Genomic DNA, 21,819 nt, shown 5'->3' with positions numbered 1-21,819 from the left:
AGGACAGCGCACGGCGCCAGGTCGTCGTCTCGCCGTTCGGGGTCGTTCGGAGTCGCCACGGACGGCGATCCGTCTTCCTACGATTCAGGGCGCAGGGCCGAACCGCGCCCTCCGGACAAGGAGACGACACCACGATGACCAGCCGCACCGAGATCGCTGCGAAGCTCGACGACTTCGCCTTCCAGAAGATCAACTTCGGCGGGTTCCTGATGAACAAGCGGGCGAAGAACTCGCACTCACTGTGGACGAGGAGCAGCGACAAGGGCGTCACGGAGCTGACCATCCTCGCGACCCGTGATTACGGCGACGGCAATGTCTACGATGTCGCCGCCTTCGCGACGGACGCAACGGTGCCCTCGGACGTCATCGCCGACATCACCCCTCAGGCGGAGGCGCTCGCGGACAGCATCAACCTGCGCGAGCACGGCTACGTGTACTCGAGCCTCGAGCCCTGGGACGGCGGCGGCACCATCTGGATCTCGAAGAAGCCGGAGTTCCGAGCGCTGGGGCGGCCGGACGAGGGCATCCACGTGATACCGATCCAGCGACTGAGCGCACTCAACGAACCGCGGTGGCTCGCCTGGGCTCGCGAGAACGGGCAGCTGCACATCGCGATCGTCTACAAGCCCTGAGCGTGCCCATGGTCCCCGGAGGGAGGGCCGCACGAGTGCGCAGCAGCGCGCTCGTCGCGGCCTGCTCCGTCGGCTACCTGGCTCTCGCCGCTGCGGTCTGCCTCTACGTCCTGCCCGTCGGGTGGGGGGTCGATGGAGTCGAGCTGCTCGCGGCGCAGTGCGCGGTCGTCGCCTTCGGCGCGGGCGCCGTGGCGTGGACCGCGATCTCGATCCGCCGGCATGCTCGCCGCCGAGGCATGCTCGCCGCTGTCACTCACGATGCGGGGTGGACGTATCGGGACGATGTGAGCGACTGGATCTGGGGTGGATCTCTGGATGAGCAGATCGAGCGATCCGGACGCACGGCGCGCGATCACCTGGACGCGAGACGAAGCGCTGTTCCTTTCGACTCCGCCGAGCACACCTACGTCGTCGGGTACGGCGAGGGGTCGACGATCCACTCGATCCGTTCGGTGCGGATCCCTCTCCCCGCCGAGGCACCGAGGATCACCCTGCGATCCCGCTCCGGCCGCGGGGCGCTCAGCACTCTGCCTCGTCGAGGTGCGCAGCTGCGCCTCGAGGGCGACTTCAGCGACGTCTTCGAGCTCTCAGTTCCGTCCGGCTACGAGACGGATGCCCTGTACGTGCTGACGCCCGATCTGATGGCGACCCTGATGGATGCGAGCAGCGACCTCGACCTCGAGGTGGTGGACAGCAGTCTGTACGTGTACTTTCCCGCGGTGGATCTGACGGACGCCGATCAGCTCGCGCGCTTCGTCTCGGTCATCGCTGCGCTGCACGACCGCTTCGGCCGGCGGACGCTGCTGTACCGCGACGACAATGCGCCTTCTCTGGATGCCGCCGCATACCGGCGCTCGGGCGACATGCTGGCCGCGTCTGCACGGGTGATCGACTCTCGCGTTCGCATCTCGCCGGTCGTCGTCGCAGTGCTCGCCCCGCTCGTGCCACTCGTCATCGCCATCGTCCTGACGAGGTTCGTGTGACCAGGATCATCAGCGCCCGAGCAGCCGGCGGATCGCGGTCTCGGGCGACACGGTGAGATCGAGGGTGCGACCCCGCGCGTAGAGACGGAAAACGCGGGGGTCGATGTAGCTCCCTCGCGCCACCGCGAGGGTGTTGCCGAGCGCCGAGGCCGTGGCCTGCACGGCCAGGCGCTCGGCCCGGCGCCGCTCGTTCTTCGTCTCGAGGCGACCGATACGCGCCAGCGCGTCCGCCGCGAGGATGGTGCCGTGCAGCGTACGGAAGTCCTTCGCGGTGAAGGCGGCTCCCGCCACCTCGCGCAGATAGTCGTTGACCTCGCTTGAGGTCAGCCGCACCCGACGCCGGCCCTTCCGGTACGCCAGTAGCGGCGCGCGGGGGGATCCGACAGCGAACTCCGACAGGGCCTCGGCCAGCGGAGCATCGCTGATCTCGATCGACGCCAGTTGCTTGCTCTTCGCGGGGAAGCTCAGGGCGACTGTGCTTCCGTCGATGCGGACGTCGCGGCGTCGAAGCGTGCTGAGGCCACGACTGCCGTGCTTCACGAGGTATCGTTCCGAACCGATCCGCAGAGCGGCATCGTCGAGCAGCCGGAAGGACACCGCCAGTGCGCGTTCACGCGTGAGACCGGATCCCCCGATCGCACGCGTCACCTTCGCTCTGGCCGTAGGCAGCGCCTCGGCCAGTCGCAGCGCGCGGGCGAACTTGCGCTGGTCCCTCCCCGTCCGCCACAGCGGATGGTAGAGGTACTGCCGCCTTCCCGCGTCGTCGGTGCCGACGGCCTGGATGTGCGCCAGCGGGTCGGCGGCGATCCAGACATCCGTCCATGCCGGCGGGATCGCGAGGTCGCGGATCCGCTCACGATCGGCCTCGGCGACCGTCTCGTCGCCGGCGTCGAGGTACCGGAACCCCGAGCCCGAGCGTCGACGACGGATACCGGGTTCCTCCCCGGGCACGACTCTTCTGAGTGCCATTCGTATGACTCCTGTCGGCATCGTGGGTACGCGTGCGACCACGATGCCGCGAGCGAACGGGCGCGTGAAGGGCATGGCGCTGCGGGGATGCGACCTGCTAGGCGAAGGCCGTGCGGATTGTCGACCGGTACAAAGGTCTGCCATCCTCTTGACTATGACGATGTCACTCGAGGAATTCCGTGAGTCCCTGACGAGACCAGATCTGCGCGGCGCCCTCGGGTTACAGCTCACCGACGTCGAGGCGCAGCAGGTCGCAGCCGACCCCGCGTCGACGCAGAGCTGGTACTCCTACTGGCTCACGACGATCCCGACTCCCCCGCCGCCCGCGCCCTCGTCGGGCGAGACGCCGCCTCCGGCATACGACTCGCCGCCCCCGGCATACGACGCACCGCCTCCCGCATACGACGCACCACCACCCGCATACGGAGGTGCTCCGAGTTCCGAGCAGGCTCAAGATCCTGCGTACGCCGCGACCGCTCCGTATCCGGGCTACGAGAGCGCCGCAGGCGCCACAGCGGTCTACCCCGGACACGCTCCGGCCCCCGACACCGAACCGCGCAAGAAGAGCAGGGTCGGACTGTGGGTCACGCTCTCGATCCTCGGCGCTCTGCTGCTCATCGCGGCCGTCGTTGTCATCGTCGCCTTCACCACCGCCCGACACTGGACCAAGACGGACGTCCCCGAGAAGCCGGAGACGTTCCACAGCGAGGAGTACGAGACCGGACGCTACGACGTCTCGATGGACGCCGTGAACCCGTGCACTGTCAACCAGGACTGGACGGACTGCACGAACCTGATGGTCGCGACCTACACGGCCGCCTGCGTCGGTGTCGAGCTCACCGAGACGGCCACGCTGCTCTGCACCGACTACAGCGGGGCGATCGACGAGATGAAAGCGCTGGACGGCGACGGGTACTACGTGGCGACGCTCGGCACCTACGGCAGCCTGACCCGTACGCCGGAGATGAACACGCGCCAGGTCTCGAACGACGACTACGAGCCCGCGGTCACCCACGAAGCCGTGTGCTACCTCGAGTTCATCGGGGAGTGCGAGTAGTAACGCTCCCGGATACGACAAAACCCCCGCTCGCGCGGGGGTTTTTGTCTTGCTGGGGTACCTGGACTCGAACCAAGAACAACGGAACCAGAAACCGCCGTGTTGCCAATTACACCATACCCCAAGGGCGAAACCGGAGCCTCGCACCGAGAGTCAAGCCTACCCGAGCCTCGGCCCGAATGCCAAAACGCCTCGCTCCGTCCGGGCGCGTCGCGCGGGATCGCCGCTCCTGTGCAAGGCACGCGACCGATGACGCGAAGAGGGAGAGCACCCGTCGGATGCTCTCCCTCTTCGCTGTCGCTCGGCCTCAGTTCGCGAGGAACTCCGAGAGCGCACGAAGCCGCCTCAGCGACTCGTCCTTGCCCAGCAGCTCCATCGACTCGAACAGCGGCGGGGAGATCCGGCGGCCGGTGATCGCGACGCGCGGAGGACCGTAGGCGATGCGCGGCTTCAGCTCGAGCTTGTCGACCAGAGCCCCGGCGAGAGCCTCCTGGACCTTCTCCGGAGTGAACTCGGTCACCGGCTCGAGAGCCGCGACACAGGCGTCGAGCACCTCTGCCGCGTTGGCGGGGAGACCTTTGAGCGCGTCGGCGTCATAGGAGACGTCGTCGCTGAACAGGAAGCCCACCATCCCGGGCACCTCGCCCAGCAGCTGGACGCGCTCCTGCACCAACGGCGCGACGCGGAACGCCATCACGAGCTGCTCGTGCGTGGGCTCGTCGAAGAGACCCGCGGCCGCGAGGTAGGGAATCGTCCGCTCGGCGAAGTCCTTCTCCCCCAGCGTGCGGATGTGGTCGCCGTTGATGGACTCGGCCTTCTTCTGGTCGAAGCGGGCCGGGTTCGGGTTGACGTTCACGATGTCGAACGCCTCGGTGAACTCCTCGAGCGAGAACACGTCGCGGTCGGGACCGATCGACCAGCCCAGGAGGGCCAGGTAGTTCAGCAGCCCCTCATGGATGAAGCCGCGGTCGCGGTGCAGGAAGAGGTCCGCCTGCGGGTCGCGCTTGGAAAGCTTCTTGTTGCCGGTCTCCCCCAGCACCAGCGGCATGTGGGCGAAGCGGGGCACGAACGTGGTGACGCCCGCCTCGATGAGAGCCGCATAGAGCGCGAGCTGACGCGCCGTGGACGGCATCAGGTCTTCACCGCGGAGCACGTGCGTGATGCCCATGAGAGCGTCGTCGACCGGATTCACGAAGGTGTACAGCGGGATGCCGTTGGGGCGTACGACCACGAAGTCGGGGAACGACCCGGCCGGGAAGGTCACCTCGTCGCGGATGAGGTCGACGTAGGTGAGGTCTTCTTCGGGTACACGGAGTCGAAGCGCAGGCTGACGTCCCTCGGCCCGGAAGGCAGCCTTCTGCTCGTCGGTCAGAGTGCGATCGAAGTTGTCATAACCGAGCTGCTTCGCACGGCCGGCGGCCTCGTTGCGGGCGTCGATCTCCTCGGCCGTCGAGTAGCTCTCGTAGAGAGCACCGGTCGCGAGCAGCTTGTCGATGACGCCGCGGTAGATGTCGTGACGCTCGGACTGCCGATACGGGGCGTGCGGTCCGCCGACCTCGACGCCCTCGTCCCAGTCGATCTTGAGCCACGTGAGCGCGTCGACGAGCTGGCGGAAGCTCTCCTCGCTGTCGCGGGCGGCGTCGGTGTCCTCGATGCGGAACACCATCTTCCCGCCCGTGTGGCGGGCGTAGGCCCAGTTGAAGAGCGCGGTGCGGACCATGCCGACATGCGGCAGTCCGGTCGGCGAGGGGCAGAAGCGGACGCGGACGTCGGCGCCACTGGCGGTCGTGGTGAGGGGGTGCGGAGTAGCCATATCCCTCCGATTCTAGTTGCCGCTGCGGCACTCCACAGGGGCTCGCAGTGCGGCGCCGGACGAGACCGGGGTCGCACCGCATCGCGACGGGCGGGTCTCAACGGCGCGAGCGGATCGCCATGGCGGCAGAGTGCTCCAGTGGGACGCGACCGTCGACGGTCCGCTCGGAGCACACCGTGTCGAACGCCGCTCGGAACGCGGCGCGGTCCGACTCGTCGAGCGCACGGTAGAACTGCCCGGCTCCCCCGACACCGCCTTCTGCAGACGCCCACAGTGCCTCGACAGCCGCGGACCAGCTCCAGGTGATCTCCGACACTCGAGTGCCCCTCCAGCCCGCATCGTCCAGCATCCGAGCGAAGCCGTCGACCGTCCGCTCGAAGTCCTGCTCCGGGGGCAGTCGCTCCCCCGCCGACGGTGCGAGCCCAGCCCGGTCGCAGACCTCACGCCACAGCCAGGTCGGCGAGTTCGTCCAGACGGTCGCCACCACGACGTCGGCCGACACTCGCGAGAGCTCTCGAGCGGCCATCCGAGGGTCGGCGACGTGATTCAGCACGAAGTTGGCGACGACCGCGTCGAAGACCCCGTCCTGGAACGGCAGCTGCGGCAGCGCACCGTCGACCACGGGGATCCCCGGGTGCTCTTGAACCGCGATCTCCCGCATCGTCGGCTCCGGCTCGCATCCGGTGACGTTCCAGCCGGCGCCCGCGAACGCCGCGGAGAGCGATCCTGTGCCGGAGCCCACATCGAGCAGGGAGCGTCCACGCGCTTCCCCGAGCTCGTCGAGCATGAAGCCTGCGGTCCCGACACACAACGCGGCGTACGAGTCTGCGTATGCGCGCCCCGTGCCCGCCCAGTCCTTCATCGCGCTCGGGAGCGGGCGAGAGGCGAGAGCGCGACGATCGCGATCACCAGCACGGATGCCGCGATGCCCAGCCCCGCGTACTGGTAGTTCGACAGGATCACTCCGGCGAGCACCGCGCCCGCCGCAGCCGACAGGCTCATCAGCGAGTCGCTCCGACCCTGTCGTCGTGTGCGCAGCTCGGGCGCGCTCGATTCGGTGAGCAGCGCCGCCCCGGCGACGGTGGCCGCACTCCATCCCAGGCCCAGCAGGATCAGCGCGACCATCACGCCCCACTCCTGATCGTTCACGAAGACGGCGAAGGCGAGCGCTCCGCCGAGGAGCACCTGTCCCAGCAGCACCACGCGCAACCGTCCCCAGCGGTCCGCGAGGATGCCGAAGAGTGGAGAGAGAGCGTACATGCCGCCGACGTGCAGAGCGATCGTGATGCCGACGAGTGCCGACACATCGGCCGGCGTGGGCGCCATGCCCTCGCTGCCGTGCGCCATGTGCGCGAGGTGCACGGGAGTCATCGCCATGACCGATGCCATCACGACGTGTGACCCTGCGATCGCGAAGATCGCGTATCGAGCCACCACCGGACGATCGACCGACACCTGCCCGGTCACCGCTGCTGCTGCCCTGGCGAGGCCTTGAGCTGCGAGAAGCGGATCGGGCCGCAGCGCGATCAGGTAGAGGATGAGCGCCGCGCACTGGGCGACGAACGAGAACACGTAGGAGCCGGTCTGCGGCGGCATGCCGACGGCCTCGCCGACGATCTCCCCCGGCCCCAGCAGCAGTGGTCCTGCCACGCCTCCGATCGTCGTCGCCCACACGACGATCGAGAGATCGCGTCCGCGGTGCTGCGGGGCGGCGAGATCCGTGGCGGCGAACCGGGACTGCAGGTTGCCGGCATTCCCCGCACCGATCATCAGGATGCCGACCAGCAGCAGAGGGAACACCCGCAGCGACGCGGCCAGGATCACGACGGCGATGCCGACGAGCGCGAAGAGGTTCCCGAGTGTCAGCGCGCGCCGCCTGCCGACCCTGGCGGCGAGACGTGCGAGCGGGATCGCGCACAGCGCCGCACCGAGGGTGACCGACGCCGTGGCAAGGCCCGAGAGCGCGTCACTTCCCGAGAGGTCGGCGGCGAGCAGCGCTCCGAGCGACACCGTCGCTCCGAAGGCGATCCCGCCGAGCACCTGTCCGAGTGACAGCACCAGGACGGTGCGTCGCTGGACGGCTGCCTGCTGGGTCGCCGTCAGAGCGACGACGGTCATGAAGCGCGCACGGCGTCACGCACGGTGTTGCGCAGGATCCCCAGTCCGGTGATCTCGACCTCGACCGTGTCACCGGCGTCGAAGGTGCCGACACCCGCAGGCGTGCCCGTCAGGATGACGTCGCCGGGCAGCAGGGTGAACACGGCCGACGCATGCTCGATGATCGCCGCGACGGAGTGGATCATGTCGGTCAGCGGCGCCTTCTGCCGTACCTCTCCGTTGACCCGGGTCTCGATCGTGGCGACCGACGGGTCGAAGTCCGTGCTGATGGTGGGGCCGAGCGGGCAGAATGTGTCGAAGCCCTTCGCGCGCGACCACTGGCCGTCCTTGCGCTGCAGGTCACGAGCGGTGACGTCGTTGGCGATCGTGTACCCGAGCACATGGTCGAGGGCATCCGCCTGTGTCACGTTCTTGGCGACCTTGCCGATCACGACGGCGAGCTCGCCCTCGTACTCGGTCTGATCCGAGATCGACGGACGTACGATCGCATCGCCGGGGCCGATCACCGCGGTGTTGGGCTTGAGGAACAGCAGCGGCTCCTCGGGGGCCACTCCCCCCATCTCGGCGGCATGATCGTGGTAGTTCTTGCCGACGCAGACGATCTTCGAGCGCGGGATCACCGGCGCCAGGATGACCGCGTCCGCGATCGGCACACGATCGCCCGTCGGCTCGTACCCGGCGAAGAGCGGATCGCCCGAGAGGACGACGAGGTCGGTGTCATCGACGATCCCGAAGAGGATGGCGTCGTCATGGCTGAATCGGGCGATCTTCATGCCCTCAGCCTATCCAGGGCCGCACACGAGCAGACCCCGCCGTGCGGATTTCGCGCGGCGGGGTCTGGGAAGTCCGTCGACCTCAGGCGTCGAGGCGCAGGAGCCAGCCGTGCCTGTCTTCGCGACGGCCGTACTGGATGTCGGTGAGCTCTTCACGCAGCGACAGAGCGAGCTCGCCCAGCGGCTGCGGCTCGTCGAATCCGTCGCCCACCAGCGCGCCGATCGGCGTCACGACGGCGGCGGTGCCGCAGGCGAAGACCTCGACGATGTCACCGGATGCCACACCGTCGCGCCACTCGTCGATCGAGATCGGTCGCTTCTCGACCGTGTAGCCGCGGTCCTCCGCGAGCTGCAGCAGGGAGTCGCGCGTGATGCCCTCGAGGATGCTGTCCGACTCTGGCGTGACGACGCGGCCGTCCTTGAACACGAACACGACATTCATGCCGCCGAGCTCCTCGACGTTGCGCTCCTCGTTGAGGAACACGACCTGATCGCATCCCTTCGAGGAGGCCTCGCTCTGGGCGAGCAGGCTCGATGCGTAGTTGCCACCGGTCTTGGCCTTGCCGGTGCCACCCTTGCCTGCGCGCGCGTAGTCCTCGGAGAGCCAGATGCGCACGGGCTTCACGCCGCCGCTGAAGTAGGCGCCTGCGGGGCTCGCGATCACGTAGTAGGCGACCTTCTGCGCCGCGCGGACACCGAGGAAGGCCTCCTTGGCGAACATGAAGGGGCGGAGGTACAGGCTCTGGTCCTCACCGGACGGCACCCAACGCCCATCGACCTTGACGATCTCGCGCAGCGACTGGATGAAGTACTCGGTCGGCAGCTCCGGCAGCGCGAGACGGCGGGCGCTGGCCTGCAGACGGGCTGCGTTGCGGTCCGGGCGGAAGGTGTGGATCGACCCGTCGGCGTGACGATAGGCCTTGATGCCCTCGAAGATCTCCTGCGCGTAGTGCAGAACGGATGCTGCGGGGTCGAGCGGAATCGGTCCGTACGGCTGCACGCGGGGACGGTGCCATCCGCCCTTGACCGACCAGCAGATGTCGACCATGTGGTCGGTGAAGACCACACCGAATCCGGGGTTCTCGTGGACCTCGGCGACCCGACCGGGGGTCGCGGCGGCCAGGTTCTTGGTCACCGCGAACTCCAGCGGAGCCACGGTGGTCTCGGCGTCGATGGTCGTCATCTCGTCATCCATTCCTCGTGCGGCGCGCAACCTCGCGCCATCCCAGCCTACGCCTGTCGCTCAGAGCAGAGCGGTGATCGCGGAGCCGACCTCCGCGGTGGTGCGCGCCCTCGTGCGGGACGCGATGTCGGACTCGACGGCGGCGCTCACGCGAGCAGCCTCTTCTGTGAGCCCGAGGTGGTCGAGCAGCAGCGCGACCGAGAGGATCGCGGCGGTGGGGTCGGCCTTCTGCTGCCCCGCGATGTCGGGCGCGGATCCGTGCACCGGCTCGAACATCGACGGGAACGCTCCGGCGGGGTTGATGTTTCCCGAGGCGGCGAGCCCGATTCCTCCGGTGACCGCACCGGCGAGGTCGGTGAGGATGTCACCGAACAGGTTGTCCGTCACGATCACGTCGAAGCGGGAGGGGTCGGTGACCAGGAAGATCGTCGCGGCATCCACGTGCAGGTAGTCGACGGTGACATCGGGGTGTTCTGCCGCGATCTCGTTCACGATGCGCTGCCAGATCGCGCCGGCGTGCACGAGCACGTTGGTCTTGTGCACGAGGGTGAGCTTCTTGCTCCGCCGCTCGGCGAGGTCGAAGGCGTAGCGCACGACCCGCTCGACGCCGAAGGCGGTGTTGACCGAAGTCTCGTTCGCGACCTCGTGCGGCGTGCCCTTGCGGATCGCTCCACCGTTTCCGACGTACGGCCCCTCCGTGCCCTCGCGGACGACGACGAAATCGATGTCTCCCGGGTTCGCGAGCGGACCGGCGGCCCCGGTGAAGAGCTTCGACGGACGCAGGTTCACGTAGTGGTCGAGCGTGAAGCGGAGCTTGAGCAGCAGCCCGCGCTCGATGTTCGCGTCCTTGAGCCGGGGGTCGCCGGGCGTGCCCCCGACGGCTCCGAGCAGGATGGCGTCGTGCTCCGAGATCGCCGCAAGGTCATCGTCGGTGAGGGTGTCGCCCGTCTCGAGATAACGAGCGGCGCCGAGCGAGAAGCGGGTCTTGTCGAACGACACGTCGCTCGATGCGGTGACCGCATCGAGGACCTTCTCGGCCTCTGCGACGACCTCGGGGCCGATTCCGTCACCGGGGATGACGGCCAGCTTCACGACACGCGACATGACACTCCTTGCATCGGGATGAACCGGCCCGCACTCGGACGGATGCCGAGCGGGCCGGTTCTCCCAGCGTACTGGTCAGTGCGAGGGGGTCTTGCGCAGTGTGACGGCCGCGATCAGGCCTGCCAGCACGACGAGCCCCGCACCGATGAGCGAGGTCACCAGGACACCGGATCCGAAGGCGGCGGATGCGGCATCCCAGAGCGTCTCGCCGAGCTGTGTCGGCAGCTCCTGGGCGGCTGTGTAGGCGCCGGCGAGGGTCTCCTTCGCCGCGTGTGCGGCATCTGCGGGAATGCCTGACGGAATGACCAGCGCCCCGCGGTAGAACGCGGTGATCAGGCCGCCGAGCACGGCTGTGCCGAGAACCGCGCCGAGCTCGTAGGCCGTCTCGGACACCGCGCTCGCGGCTCCCGCCTTCTCGGCGGGAGCCGAGGAGAGGATCAGCTCGTTCGAGATGGTCTCGGCCGCTCCGATGCCGATGCCGAGCACCACGAAGGCGATGATCAGCGGTGCGACACCGTGATCGGAGGTCGTGAACGCGACGAGCAGGTATCCGGCGAGGGAGAACACGAGTCCTGCCGGCACCAGGATGTGCGGGCGCACCCGACGCGAGATCGGGACGACCGAGAGTCCGGCCACGATCATCGCGATCATGCCGGGCACCAGCGCCGCCCCTGCGGTCATCGGCGACAGGCCGAGGACCAGCTGGAGGTGCTGCGACACGAAGTAGAGGAAGCCCACGAGCGCGACGACGCTGAGCAGGTTGACGAGAATCGCTCCCGAGAAGGATCCCCGGCGGAACAGCGCCATGTCGAGCATCGGCACCTCGGCATGCAGCTGTCGCCGCACGAACAGGTAGCCCATCACGATGCCGAGCAGCGCCCAGCCGCCGGCAGTGAGGCTCGGCCCTTCGACGGCGAGCGACTTGATCGCGTACACCACGGGGATCATCGCGGCCATCGACAGCACGATGCTGACGATGTCGATGCGACCGGGGTTCGGGTCACGGCTCTCGGGAACGAGCAGCGGCGCGCCGACCAGCAGTGGGATGAGCACGGGGACGGCGATCAGGAACACCGACCCCCAGACGAAGTGCTCGAGCAGGAACCCGCCCACGATCGGCCCGAGAGCGGAACCGGCGGAGAATGCGGACGCCCAGACGGCGATCGCGAGGCGACGCTGATCACGGTTCTGGAAGATCGAGCGCAGGAGCGACAGGGTCGACGGCATCAGCATCGCACCGAAGAAGCCGAGCAGGGCGCGGGCCGCGATCAGCAGACCGGCGGTGGGAGCGAAGGCCGCGAGGGCCGACACCGCCGCGAACCCGGTCGCACCGATCAGCAGCATCCGCCGGCGTCCGAAGCGGTCGCCGAGGGTGCCCATGGTCACGAGGAGTCCCGCAAGCACGAGCGGGTAGACGTCGATGATCCACAGCTGCTCGGCACCGGTGGGCGCGAGCGCGATGGATATCTCGGGGAGCGCGAAGCTCAGCACCGTGTTGTCCACCGATACCAGGAGCACGGGCAGCATGAGGACGACGAGCGCCGCCCAGCCTCGGGCTCCGACGCGGGGAGCATCCGTCTCTGTCGTCGGGATCGACGCAGTACGGGTCATGGAACACCTCTCAAGATCATGACGGCATCGTTACTAAACCGTCCAGATGGTATAGTAACAGAATCGTCACACTGCCGCGCTACTGTGATGCAAGACGAACAGAGGACCCCGATGCCCCGACCTCCCCTGGCCCGAGAACGCGTTCTCGACGCCTTCGAAGCGATCGTCATCGAAGACGGTGAGCGCGCGGCCACCCTCGACGCGACGGCCAGGGCCGCCGGCGTCTCGAAGGGCGGGCTGCTCTACCACTTCGGTTCGAAGGAGGACCTCGCCGCAGGTCTGATCGAGCGTCTCGACGCGCTCACGACGGCGGATCTCGAACGCATGACGACAGCCGAAGAGGGACCGGTGGCGTACTACGTGCGCACCTCCGTCATGGAGGACGACGCGCTGGATCGCGTGCTGATCGCTGCGACACGACTCGCGCAGGGCGGTTCGGCGCCGGCAGCCGATGCGCTCCGCCGGAATCGGGACCGATGGGAGGACACGATCCGCCCCCATGTGCGGGATGCAGCAAGCCTCGATCTCGTGATGCTGCTGAGCGACGGGCTCTATTTCAACAACTCGCTCGATGTGCACGGACCTGAGCGACTGGTCCCCCGCAGCGACGAGCTCTCGGACCTGATCGCTCTCGTACTGCGCGCGACCGCACCCTGACCGCCGGCCTCGCATGCAGAAAGCGGGAGGGCGACCCTTCGGCCTGCCCTCCCGCTCTGCTGATCCGGGTGCCCCCGCTCAGACCTCGGTGATCTCGATCTGACGGAAGAGATCCGCATCGATGGATCCGCGCAGGTCGTCGAGCAGGTCGTCCGGCACCGGCGAGTCCAGCGTGAGGACGCTGAGCGCCTGGTCCCCGGCACCGAGGCGCGAGATCTGCATGCCGGCGATGTTGATGCCCGCTTCACCGAACTTCTGACCGTAGACCGCGACGATGCCGGGGCGGTCGGTGTAGAGCATCACGACGTGGTGCTTCTCGATCGGCAGCTCGAGCGCGTGGTTGTTGATGGCGACCAGCTTCTCGGCCTGCTTCGGGCCGGTGAGCGTGCCGGACACCGAGAGCTGCGAGCCGTCGGAGAGGGCGCCGCTGAGGGTGATGACGTTGCGGTACTCGTCGCTGACGTCATCCTTGAGCAGGCGCACGGCGATGCCGCGCTGGTCGGCGAGCAGCGGCGCGTTGACGTACGAGACCGTCTCGCTGACGATGTTCGTGAAGACGCCCTTGAGGGCCGCGAGCTTGAGAACGCTGACGTCGTATTCATTCAACTCGCCGTGCACCTCGACGTCGAGGCTCGTGAGCGGCGACGTCGAGAGAGCGGCGAAGATCTGGCCGAGCTTCTCGACGAGCGAGATACCGGGGCGGACGTAGGGGTCGATCACGCCACCCGCCACGTTGACGGCATCCGGCACGAGATCTCCGCCGAGGGCCAGGCGCACCGAACGCGCCACGGACACGCCGGCCTTCTCCTGCGCCTCCTCGGTGCTCGCTCCGAGGTGCGGGGTGACGACGACGTTCGGAAGGTCGAGGAGCGGACGAGCAGTGCCGCCCTCTGCCGGGGGCTCCGAGGTGAAGACGTCGAGACCAGCTCCGGCGATCTCGCCGGCGACAAGGGCTGCGTGCAGCGCCTCCTCATCGATCAGCCCGCCACGAGCGACGTTGACGACGAACGCCGTCGGCTTCATGGCCTTGAACTGTTCGGCACCGATCATTCCGGTGGTCTCGGGCGTCTTCGGCATGTGGATCGTGAGGAAGTCGGACTCGGCGACGAGCTCGTCGAGCGTCAGCAGCTGCACGCCCAGCTGCTGAGCGCGCGCCGAGGTGACGTAGGGGTCATAGGCGACGACGCGCATGTCGAAAGCGGCGAGGCGCGCGGCGACGAGAGCACCGATCCGGCCGAGGCCGACGATGCCGACGGTCTTCTCGAAGAGCTCGGCCCCGGTGAAGGAGCTGCGCTTCCACTGACCTGCCGACAGCGACGCGTGCGCGGCGGGGATGCGACGAGCGAGGCTCAGGATGTGACCGACCGTGAGCTCTGCCGCGGAGACGATGTTCGACGTCGGCGCGTTGACGACCATGACGCCGGCCGTCGTGGCCGCCTTGATGTCGACGTTGTCGAGGCCCACACCCGCACGGGCGACGACCTTCAGCTTCGGCGCGTGGGTCAGCGCCTCCTCGTCGATCTGCGTCGCCGACCGGATCAACACGGCGTCGGCATCCGCGAGCGACGCGAAAAGCGCCTCGCGATCAGTGCCGTCGACGTTGCGAACGTCGAAGTCGGGGCCGAGGGCCTCGATCGTGGCAGGTGAGAGAACTTCGGCGAGGAGCACGACGGGCTTCGGCACAGGGATCCTTCGGGGCAGCGCGACAGGGGGCCGATGCGCCGCACACCGTGGGGGCGCGATCACTCCAACTGTACCCGAGCGACTCCGCTGCTCCGTGCCGTGTGACGTCGAGCGACTGCGGAATCGCTAGGACCCCGCGAGGGTCAGGCTGTATGCGAGCAGACTCAACCAGAACACCGCGACGACGCCGAGGCCCGCCAGGAGCACGAGTCCGAGCTCCCCTGCGGACCGCCGCCTTCCGATCAGGTAGGCGAAGACGAAGACGATCGCGGGAAAGACGACGCCGAACAGAAGGGTGGCCCAGCCGACGCCGCTCAGCCCGACCTGAGCCATGGTGATCAGGTGCGCCACGGCGTTCCAGATCGCGTAGGCGTAGAAGAGCCCCGCCAGCCCGAGGACGAGCCCGGTGAGCCATCGAGACGATGCTGCCGGGGTCGACTGTGACATCTGCATCTCGCTCATAGTCCGATCGCTCCCACCGTCACGAAGGGCCAGGGCACGAGGAGCACGACGCCGAGGAGGAGTGCGGACACCCGGATCCACCCGGCCTTACCACGCGTGAGCACCCAGCTCGCGAGGAACCACAGCAGCGGTGCCGCCACCGCGAGGACGAACCAGGGCAGGAACATCGCGTCGGCGACGAAGAAGTTCGCGAGCGGCTTGAGGCGCAGTCCGCCGACGACCCAGCCGACGCTGTACAGGAGATAGACCCCGCCGACGATGCCGAGGATCAGTAGCATCGCGGTGCTCAACGGCTGCTGATCCTCGTCGTCCTCGTTCTCGATACGCCCGACCGCAGCGCTCCCCTTGCCTACGGCGTTCCAGCCCTCGGGCAACGCGGGGTCGTTCGCCTCGCCCTGGGTCTGTGCAGACTCAGCCCGCTCCCTGCTCGCCTTCGCGGGCTTCTTGGGAGCAGGCCTCGTCGGAGAACCGCCCTCGTCGCCGTCCCAGCTCAGGGCGTCGTCGGAATCGGAAGTCATGTCCCCAGCGTAGGACACGGCGTCCACTATGCTCGGGGGCATCTGGGCCAGAAGCGGCCCCGGCCTGGAGGGACCACCGTGGCAGAGCAGAACGAGAACGTCGACAAGAGCACACCGAGCGGCTCTGTCGACGAGCCCGCCGCAGGGTGGAAGCCGACCGCCGCCGCGAAGTCGAAGGCGACCACCTTCCGCTGGATCGCCGTCGCGCTGTGGGTCATCGCGATCGCCGCCGAGGCCGTCGGCATCTTCTGGCTGCTCCGCCAGCGCGAGTACGTGGGCGAGGACGGCACCCTCGTGCGCGACCCCGACACCGGACTCCTCGAGGAGCAGGGTGTCACTGCCCAGTTCCCGCAGTGGGCGTTCATCACGCTTCTCGTGCTGCTCGTCGTCATCGCCGCGCTCGCCATCACCGGATCGATCCTCTGGAAGAAGGCCAACCGCCTGGATCCGGCCCGGAAGTCCGAGACTCTGCGGTTCTTCGTGCAGAACCAGTTGGGCGCGATCATCGCGATCATCGCCTTCCTCCCGCTGATCATCCTGATCTTCCTCAACAAGGACATGGACAAGGGGCAGAAGGCGACCGCCGGCATCGTCGGCATCGCCCTCGCCGTCCTCGCCACGGTCATCGGCGTGGACTTCACCCCGCCGTCCGTCGAGCAGTACACCGCCGACCAGTCCGCGGTGATCCAGTTGCTCGGCAAGGACGAGGTCGTATGGGTCGATGGGGGCGCGGTCTACCACGTGTGCGACGAGGTCTCCGATATCCAGACCGGCAGCGAGAAGCGCACCGGCACCACAGCGGAGGCCGTGGAAGCAGGCAAGAGCCGCCTCACCCTGAAGTTCGCTTCGGAGCTGAAGGCCTGCGGTCTAGCAGTTCCCGAGAACGCGGATGAGATCGAAGACGCGCTGCGCGAGATCCAGGGTGGCGCCGTCGACACCCTGCTTCCTGCGCCGGTGTGGGCGGACCCCACGGACGCGCCCATCGAGGTCGAGGACGCCGCTCCGTCGGAGTGATTCCTCGCGGATCCGGAAGGGGGCCCGGTGCGATTCGCACCGGGCCCCTTCTTCGTCTGTGAGTCAGCGCGCGGCGCTGCCGTCGACGTAGTCCTCGTCCTGCTGCTTCCATGCGAAGAGCGAACGCAGCTCCTTGCCGGTGGCCTCGATGGGGTGCGTCTCCTCCTTGGCACGCAGCGCGAGGAACTCCTCGGCGCCGTTGTCCTGGTCATCGATGAAACGCTTCGCGAAGGCGCCGTTCTGGATGTCGGCGAGGATCGCCTTCATCGACTCCTTGACCTCGGGGGTGACGACGCGGGGGCCCGAGACGTAGTCGCCGTACTCGGCCGTGTCGGACACCGACCAGCGCTGCTTGGCGATGCCGCCCTCCCACATGAGGTCGACGATGAGCTTGAGCTCGTGCAGAACCTCGAAGTAGGCGATCTGCGGCTGGTAGCCCGCCTCGGTCAGCGTCTCGAAGCCGGCCTGCACGAGGTGGCTGACGCCACCGCAGAGCACTGCCTGCTCGCCGAACAGGTCGGTCTCGGTCTCTTCGGTGAACGTCGTCTTGATGACGCCGGCGCGCGTGCCACCGATGGCCTTGGCGTACGAGAGGGCGGTCGCCCAGGCGTTGCCCGATGCGTCGCGCTCGACCGCGATGATGTCCGGGATGCCGCGACCGGCCACGAACTCACGACGCACGGTGTGACCGGGGGCCTTCGGAGCGACGAGGATGACGTCGACGCCCTCGGGTGCGTCGATGTAGCCGAAGCGGATGTTGAAGCCGTGCGCGAAGGCGAGCGTCTTGCCCTCGGTGAGGTTCGGAGCGATCGACTCGCTGTAGATGGTGCGCTGGTGCTGGTCCGGCGCCAGGATCATGATGAGGTCTGCCCACTGCGTCGCCTCGGCGACGGTCTTGACCGCGAATCCGGCCTCCTCCGCCTTCGGCGCCGACTTCGAGCCCTCCTTGAGGGCGATCGCGACCTCGACACCCGAGTCGCGAAGGTTCTGCGCGTGCGCGTGACCCTGCGAGCCGTAGCCGACGATGGCGACCTTCTTGCCCTGGATGATCGACAGATCGGCGTCTGCGTCGTAGAAGATCTCGGTGCTCACTGGTTTTCTCCTTGATTGGTGTTCGTGTACGTGTGTGATGTCTGGGTTCAGCCGCGCAGGACGCGCTCGGTGATGCTCTTGCCGCCGCGACCGATGGCGAGGAGGCCCGACTGCGCGATCTCCTTGATGCCGAAGGGCTCGAGGGCGCGCAGCATGGCGTCCACCTTGCCTCGGTCTCCCGTGACCTCGATCACGAGCGCGTCTGACGCGTAGTCGACGACCGAGGCGCGGAACAGGTTCGCGACCTCGATGACGTTCGAGCGGGTGGCGTTGTCGGTGCGCACCTTGACGAGCATGTGCTCGCGCTGCACCGACGTCGGGAAATCGAGCTCGACGATCTTGATGACGTTGATCAGCTTGTTGAGCTGCTTGGTCACCTGCTCGAGAGGAAGGTCCTCGAGGTCGACGACCACAGTGATGCGCGAGATGCCCGGCACCTCGGTCACGCCCACCGCGAGCGAGTCGATGTTGAAGCCGCGGCGGGCGAAGAGCCCGGCGACTCGGGTCAGCAGACCCGGGGTGTTCTCCACGAGGAGGCTCAGTACGTGAGTCGACATGGTCAGTCCTCCTCGTCGAATGCGGGCGCGTGGTCGCGGGCGTACTGGACGTAGCTGTTGCTCACGCCCTGGGGGACCATCGGCCAGACCATCGAGTCCGCGCTGACGACGAAGTCGATGACCACGGGGCGGTCGTTCGTCTCGAGAGCGAGCTTGATCGCGGCATCCACCTCCTCTTCCTTCTCCACACGGATGGCGAGGCAGCCGTAGGCCTCCGCCAGCTTCACGAAGTCGGGGATGCGCACGGTTCCGTGCCCCGTGTTGAGGTCGGTGTTCGAGTGGCGTCCGTCGTAGAACAGCGTCTGCCACTGGCGCACCATGCCCAGCGAGGAGTTGTTGATGATCGCGACCTTGATCGGGATGTTGTTGATCGTGCAGGTGGCGAGCTCCTGATTGGTCATCTGGAAGCATCCGTCACCGTCGATGGCCCACACGACGCGGTCGGGCTCAGCCACCTTCGCACCCATGGCAGCCGGGACGGAGTAGCCCATCGTGCCCGCTCCCCCGGAGTTCAGCCAGGCGTTGGGACGCTCGTACTTGATGAACTGCGCGGCCCACATCTGGTGCTGGCCGACGCCGGATGCGTAGATGCCCTCCGGGCCGGTGAGCTCGCCGATCCGCTGGATCACATGCTGCGGAGCGAGCAGACCGTCGGTCGTCGGGGCGTAGCCGAGGGGGAACTCGTTGCGGAGCCCGTCGAGGTACGACCACCATTCCTCGGTGTCCGGCGACGTCGTCGCGACGGCATTGCGGAACGCCGACTCGAGATCGATCAGCACGTCCTTGAGGTCGCCGACGATCGGCACATCGGCGGTGCGGATCTTCGAGATCTCGGCGGGATCGATGTCGACGTGCACGACCTTCGCGTTCGGAGCGAACAGCGCGGCCTTGCCGGTGACGCGATCATCGAAACGAGCGCCGAGCGACACGATGAGGTCGGCCTCCTGCAGCGCGAGCACCGCGGGGACGGTGCCGTGCATTCCCGGCATGCCGAGGTGCTGCTGGTGCGAGTCGGGGAAGGCGCCCCGAGCCATGAGTGTGGTCACGACGGGCGCGTTCGTCGTCTCGGCGAGAGCGAGCAGCTCGGCCGCGGCACGGCCACGGATGACACCGCCACCCACGTAGAGGACCGGCTTCTTGGCGTCGGCGAGGAGTGCGGCGGCCGCTTGGATCTGCTTGCCGTGAGCCTTCGTCACCGGGCGATAGCCAGGAAGGTCGTACTTCGCGGGCCAGACGAACGGCGCCATGGCCTGCTGGGCGTCCTTCGTGATGTCGACGAGCACGGGGCCCGGACGACCCGTCGAGGCGATCTCGTACGCGGCGGCGATGGCGCCGGGGATCTCGGCGGCATCCTTCACGAGGAAGGAGTGCTTCGTGACCGGCATCGTGATGCCGACGATATCCGCCTCCTGGAACGCATCCGTGCCCATCAGCGTCGAGAACACCTGGCCGGTGATCGCGAGCAGCGGCACCGAGTCCATGTAGGCATCGGCGATCGCGGTGACGAGGTTGGTGGCGCCGGGACCGGACGTCGCGATGCAGACGCCGACCTTGCCGGACGCAGAGGCGTACCCCTCGGCGGCGTGACCGGCGCCCTGCTCGTGCCGCACGAGGATGTGCCGAAGCTCGGCCGCATCCATGAGCGGGTCGTAGACGGGCAGGATCGCGCCGCCGGGCAGACCGAAGACGTCCTTGACGCCGAGGAGCTCGAGCGTGCGGACAACGGCTTCGGCTCCGGAGATCTCCGGTGCGGCGGACTTGGGTGCGGGCGGCCTCGGCACAGCCGAGACGGTGTCAGCAGTCATGACACTCCTTCTGATGGTCTGCAGGCGACGTCGGAGGCGGGATGCCGGAGCCGACGCGGATCAGCCGGTCGTCGCGCCCTCGGCGGCGGACCGCACGAGACGCGAGTACTTGGCAAGAACGCCACGGGTATAGCGCGGGGGTAGCGGCTCCCAGCCAGAACGGCGGGAGGCGAGCTCCGCCTCGTCGACGAGTAGGTCGAGAGAGCGAGCTGCGATATCGACCCGTATCAGATCACCATCGCGCACGAAGGCGATAGGACCTGCGTCCACCGCTTCGGGTGCTATGTGGCCGATGCACAGGCCGGTTGTGCCGCCTGAGAATCGTCCGTCAGTCAAGAGTAGTACATCTTTTCCGAGACCCGCGCCCTTGATGGCCGCGGTGATCGCGAGCATCTCGCGCATACCCGGGCCACCCTTGGGGCCCTCGTAGCGGATCACGATGACGGTGCCCGCCTCGATCTCGCCGTTGGCGACGGCATCCATGGCCGCGCGCTCGCGCTCGAACACGCGGGCCGGGCCCTCGAAGACCGCAGCGTCGAAGCCGGCGGTCTTGACGACGGCACCCTCGGGAGCCAGCGATCCGTGCAGGATCGTCAGGCCGCCGGTCGCGTGGATGGGGTTGTCGAACGTGTGGATGACCTCGCCGTCGATCGGCTGAGGATCGAGGTCCGCGAGGTTCTCGGCGAGCGTCTTGCCTGTGACGGTGAGCGCGTCGCCGTGCAGGAGACCCTCGTCGAGCATCGCCTTCATGATGACCGGGATGCCGCCGTGGCGGTCGACGTCGTTCATGACGTACTTGCCGAACGGCTTCATGTCCGCGACGTGCGGGACCTTGTCGCCGATGCGGTTGAAGTCGTGCAGGCTCAGCTCGACATCGGCCTCGCGAGCGATGGCGAGGAGGTGCAGCACGACGTTCGTCGAACCGCCGAGAGCCATCGCGAGCGCGATCGCGTTCTCGAACGCCTCCTTGGTGAGGATGTCGCGAGTCGTGATGCCCTGACGGAGCAGGTTGACCACGGCCTCACCCGAGCGGTGGGCGAAGTAGTCACGACGACGGTCCGCCGCGGGCGGAGCAGCCGAGCCCGGAAGGCTCAGCCCCAGGGCCTCGGCGACCGATGCCATCGTGTTGGCGGTGTACATGCCACCGCATGCGCCCTCGCCCGGGGCGATCGCGCACTCGATGCGCTTGAGGTCCTCTTCGCTCATGAGGCCCGCGCGGCAGGCACCCACGGCCTCGAAGGAGTCGATGATCGTGACGTCCTTCTCGGTGCCGTCGGAGAGCTTGACCCAACCCGGCGCGATGGAGCCGGCGTAGAGGAACACGCTCGACAGGTCGAGTCGCGCGCTGGCCATCAGCATTCCGGGGATCGACTTGTCGCATCCGGCGAGCAGCACGGAGCCATCGAGGCGCTCGGCCATCATGACCGTCTCGACCGAGTCGGCGATGACCTCTCGCGAGACGAGCGAGAAGTGCATGCCCTCGTGGCCCATCGAGATGCCGTCCGAGACCGAGATCGTGCCGAACTGCAGCGGGTATCCGCCACCGGAGTGCACGCCCTCCTTCGCGCCCTGCGCGAGCCTGTCGAGGCTCAGGTTGCAGGGCGTGATCTCGTTCCAGCTGGAGGCGATGCCGATCTGGGGCTTGTCCCAGTCGGCGTCGCCCATGCCGACGGCACGGAGCATGCCTCGGGAGGTCGTCGCCTCGATGCCGTCGGTGACGACGCGGCTGCGGGGCTTGATGTCGATGGGCGCGCTGGTGGAGGGATCATGCGAGGACATGACGGAAGT

The 21,819-nt window shown here is 67.8% G+C and carries 20 protein-coding genes and 1 tRNA gene; 5 read left to right on the top strand and 16 right to left on the bottom strand.

Features of this window, described 5'->3' with window-relative positions:
* Window positions 1–134: 134 nt before the first annotated feature.
* Window positions 135–632 (top strand): hypothetical protein, encoded by a 498-nt coding sequence (locus tag OD997_RS02225; RefSeq protein ID WP_434330171.1) that lies wholly within the window; start codon window positions 135–137, stop codon window positions 630–632.
* Window positions 633–640: 8 nt separating this feature from the next.
* Window positions 641–1,615, top strand: a complete 975-nt coding sequence (locus tag OD997_RS02220) for a hypothetical protein (RefSeq protein WP_434332318.1) — start codon at window positions 641–643, stop codon at window positions 1,613–1,615.
* Between the two features lie 9 nt (window positions 1,616–1,624).
* Here OD997_RS02220 and OD997_RS02215 read toward each other — a convergent pair whose 3' ends face one another.
* Entirely contained in the window at window positions 1,625–2,584 is a 960-nt protein-coding gene (locus OD997_RS02215) for a DNA topoisomerase IB (protein WP_434330170.1), read from the bottom strand.
* Between the two features lie 160 nt (window positions 2,585–2,744).
* Between OD997_RS02215 and OD997_RS02210 the strand changes: the two genes are divergently transcribed.
* The gene (locus OD997_RS02210) at window positions 2,745–3,641 is read left to right on the top strand and encodes a hypothetical protein (protein WP_434330169.1); all 897 of its coding nucleotides are present in this window, start codon (window positions 2,745–2,747) and stop codon (window positions 3,639–3,641) included.
* A gap of 52 nt (window positions 3,642–3,693) precedes the next feature.
* Here OD997_RS02210 and OD997_RS02205 read toward each other — a convergent pair.
* The 8 genes from OD997_RS02205 to OD997_RS02170 form a co-directional block, all read right to left on the bottom strand.
* Window positions 3,694–3,765, bottom strand: a tRNA-Gln gene (locus OD997_RS02205).
* Window positions 3,766–3,948: 183 nt separating this feature from the next.
* A complete protein-coding gene (gene gltX / locus OD997_RS02200) occupies window positions 3,949–5,454 on the bottom strand; it encodes a glutamate--tRNA ligase (RefSeq protein WP_434330168.1) in 1,506 nt (501 codons plus the stop codon).
* Between the two features lie 97 nt (window positions 5,455–5,551).
* The gene (locus OD997_RS02195) at window positions 5,552–6,241 is read right to left on the bottom strand and encodes a class I SAM-dependent methyltransferase (protein WP_434330167.1); all 690 of its coding nucleotides are present in this window, start codon (window positions 6,239–6,241) and stop codon (window positions 5,552–5,554) included.
* Between the two features lie 71 nt (window positions 6,242–6,312).
* Window positions 6,313–7,572, bottom strand: a complete 1,260-nt coding sequence (locus OD997_RS02190; RefSeq protein WP_434330166.1) for an MFS transporter — start codon at window positions 7,570–7,572, stop codon at window positions 6,313–6,315.
* Entirely contained in the window at window positions 7,569–8,345 is a 777-nt protein-coding gene (locus OD997_RS02185; RefSeq protein WP_056308035.1) for a fumarylacetoacetate hydrolase family protein, read from the bottom strand. Before OD997_RS02185 ends, OD997_RS02190 begins: the two co-directional genes overlap by 4 nt.
* A gap of 82 nt (window positions 8,346–8,427) precedes the next feature.
* Entirely contained in the window at window positions 8,428–9,528 is a 1,101-nt protein-coding gene (locus tag OD997_RS02180) for a branched-chain amino acid aminotransferase (RefSeq protein ID WP_434330165.1), read from the bottom strand.
* 60 nt (window positions 9,529–9,588) lie between these two features.
* Entirely contained in the window at window positions 9,589–10,632 is a 1,044-nt protein-coding gene (locus OD997_RS02175; protein WP_434330164.1) for a 3-isopropylmalate dehydrogenase, read from the bottom strand.
* Between the two features lie 75 nt (window positions 10,633–10,707).
* Window positions 10,708–12,243, bottom strand: coding sequence for an MFS transporter (locus OD997_RS02170; protein ID WP_434330163.1), 1,536 nt, complete (start codon window positions 12,241–12,243; stop codon window positions 10,708–10,710).
* Between the two features lie 111 nt (window positions 12,244–12,354).
* Here OD997_RS02170 and OD997_RS02165 point away from each other — a divergent pair, with 111 nt between their 5' ends.
* Window positions 12,355–12,900, top strand: coding sequence for a TetR/AcrR family transcriptional regulator (locus OD997_RS02165; protein ID WP_434330162.1), 546 nt, complete (start codon window positions 12,355–12,357; stop codon window positions 12,898–12,900).
* A 78-nt stretch (window positions 12,901–12,978) separates the two neighbouring features.
* Here the strand turns inward: OD997_RS02165 and serA are convergent, their stop codons facing one another.
* The 3 genes from serA to OD997_RS02150 form a co-directional block, all read right to left on the bottom strand.
* Complete coding sequence (gene serA, locus OD997_RS02160; RefSeq protein ID WP_434330161.1) at window positions 12,979–14,583, bottom strand: phosphoglycerate dehydrogenase; 1,605 nt, start codon at window positions 14,581–14,583, stop codon at window positions 12,979–12,981.
* 126 nt (window positions 14,584–14,709) lie between these two features.
* Complete coding sequence (locus OD997_RS02155) at window positions 14,710–15,045, bottom strand: hypothetical protein (RefSeq protein ID WP_434330160.1); 336 nt, start codon at window positions 15,043–15,045, stop codon at window positions 14,710–14,712.
* A complete protein-coding gene (locus OD997_RS02150; protein ID WP_434330159.1) occupies window positions 15,042–15,563 on the bottom strand; it encodes a hypothetical protein in 522 nt (173 codons plus the stop codon). Before OD997_RS02150 ends, OD997_RS02155 begins: the two co-directional genes overlap by 4 nt.
* Before the next feature lie 78 nt (window positions 15,564–15,641).
* On the opposite strand from OD997_RS02150, the gene OD997_RS02145 reads away from it, so the two are divergent.
* Window positions 15,642–16,577, top strand: a complete 936-nt coding sequence (locus OD997_RS02145; RefSeq protein WP_434330158.1) for a hypothetical protein — start codon at window positions 15,642–15,644, stop codon at window positions 16,575–16,577.
* A gap of 63 nt (window positions 16,578–16,640) precedes the next feature.
* On the opposite strand, the gene ilvC is transcribed toward OD997_RS02145, so the two are convergent.
* The 4 genes from ilvC to ilvD are packed head-to-tail and all read right to left on the bottom strand — an operon-like array spanning window position 16,641 to window position 21,810.
* On the bottom strand, window positions 16,641–17,669 hold the full coding sequence (gene ilvC / locus OD997_RS02140; protein WP_056509566.1) for a ketol-acid reductoisomerase: 1,029 nt from the start codon (window positions 17,667–17,669) through the stop codon (window positions 16,641–16,643).
* 47 nt (window positions 17,670–17,716) lie between these two features.
* Window positions 17,717–18,226 carry an acetolactate synthase small subunit gene (gene ilvN, locus OD997_RS02135; protein ID WP_056278631.1) on the bottom strand — a complete coding sequence of 170 codons (510 nt, stop codon included), beginning with the start codon at window positions 18,224–18,226 and terminating at the stop codon, window positions 17,717–17,719.
* 2 nt (window positions 18,227–18,228) lie between these two features.
* The gene (locus tag OD997_RS02130; protein WP_434330157.1) at window positions 18,229–20,031 is read right to left on the bottom strand and encodes an acetolactate synthase large subunit; all 1,803 of its coding nucleotides are present in this window, start codon (window positions 20,029–20,031) and stop codon (window positions 18,229–18,231) included.
* A gap of 60 nt (window positions 20,032–20,091) precedes the next feature.
* Window positions 20,092–21,810 carry a dihydroxy-acid dehydratase gene (gene ilvD / locus OD997_RS02125; RefSeq protein WP_042541745.1) on the bottom strand — a complete coding sequence of 573 codons (1,719 nt, stop codon included), beginning with the start codon at window positions 21,808–21,810 and terminating at the stop codon, window positions 20,092–20,094.
* Window positions 21,811–21,819: the final 9 nt, after the last annotated feature.

Source organism: Microbacterium sp. CGR1 (assembly GCF_051062835.1).
In the GTDB taxonomy this organism is placed as follows: Bacteria; Actinomycetota; Actinomycetes; order Actinomycetales; family Microbacteriaceae; genus Microbacterium.
Note: the sequence above shows the minus strand (reverse complement) of the source record. Positions and strands in the feature narration are given on the sequence as shown.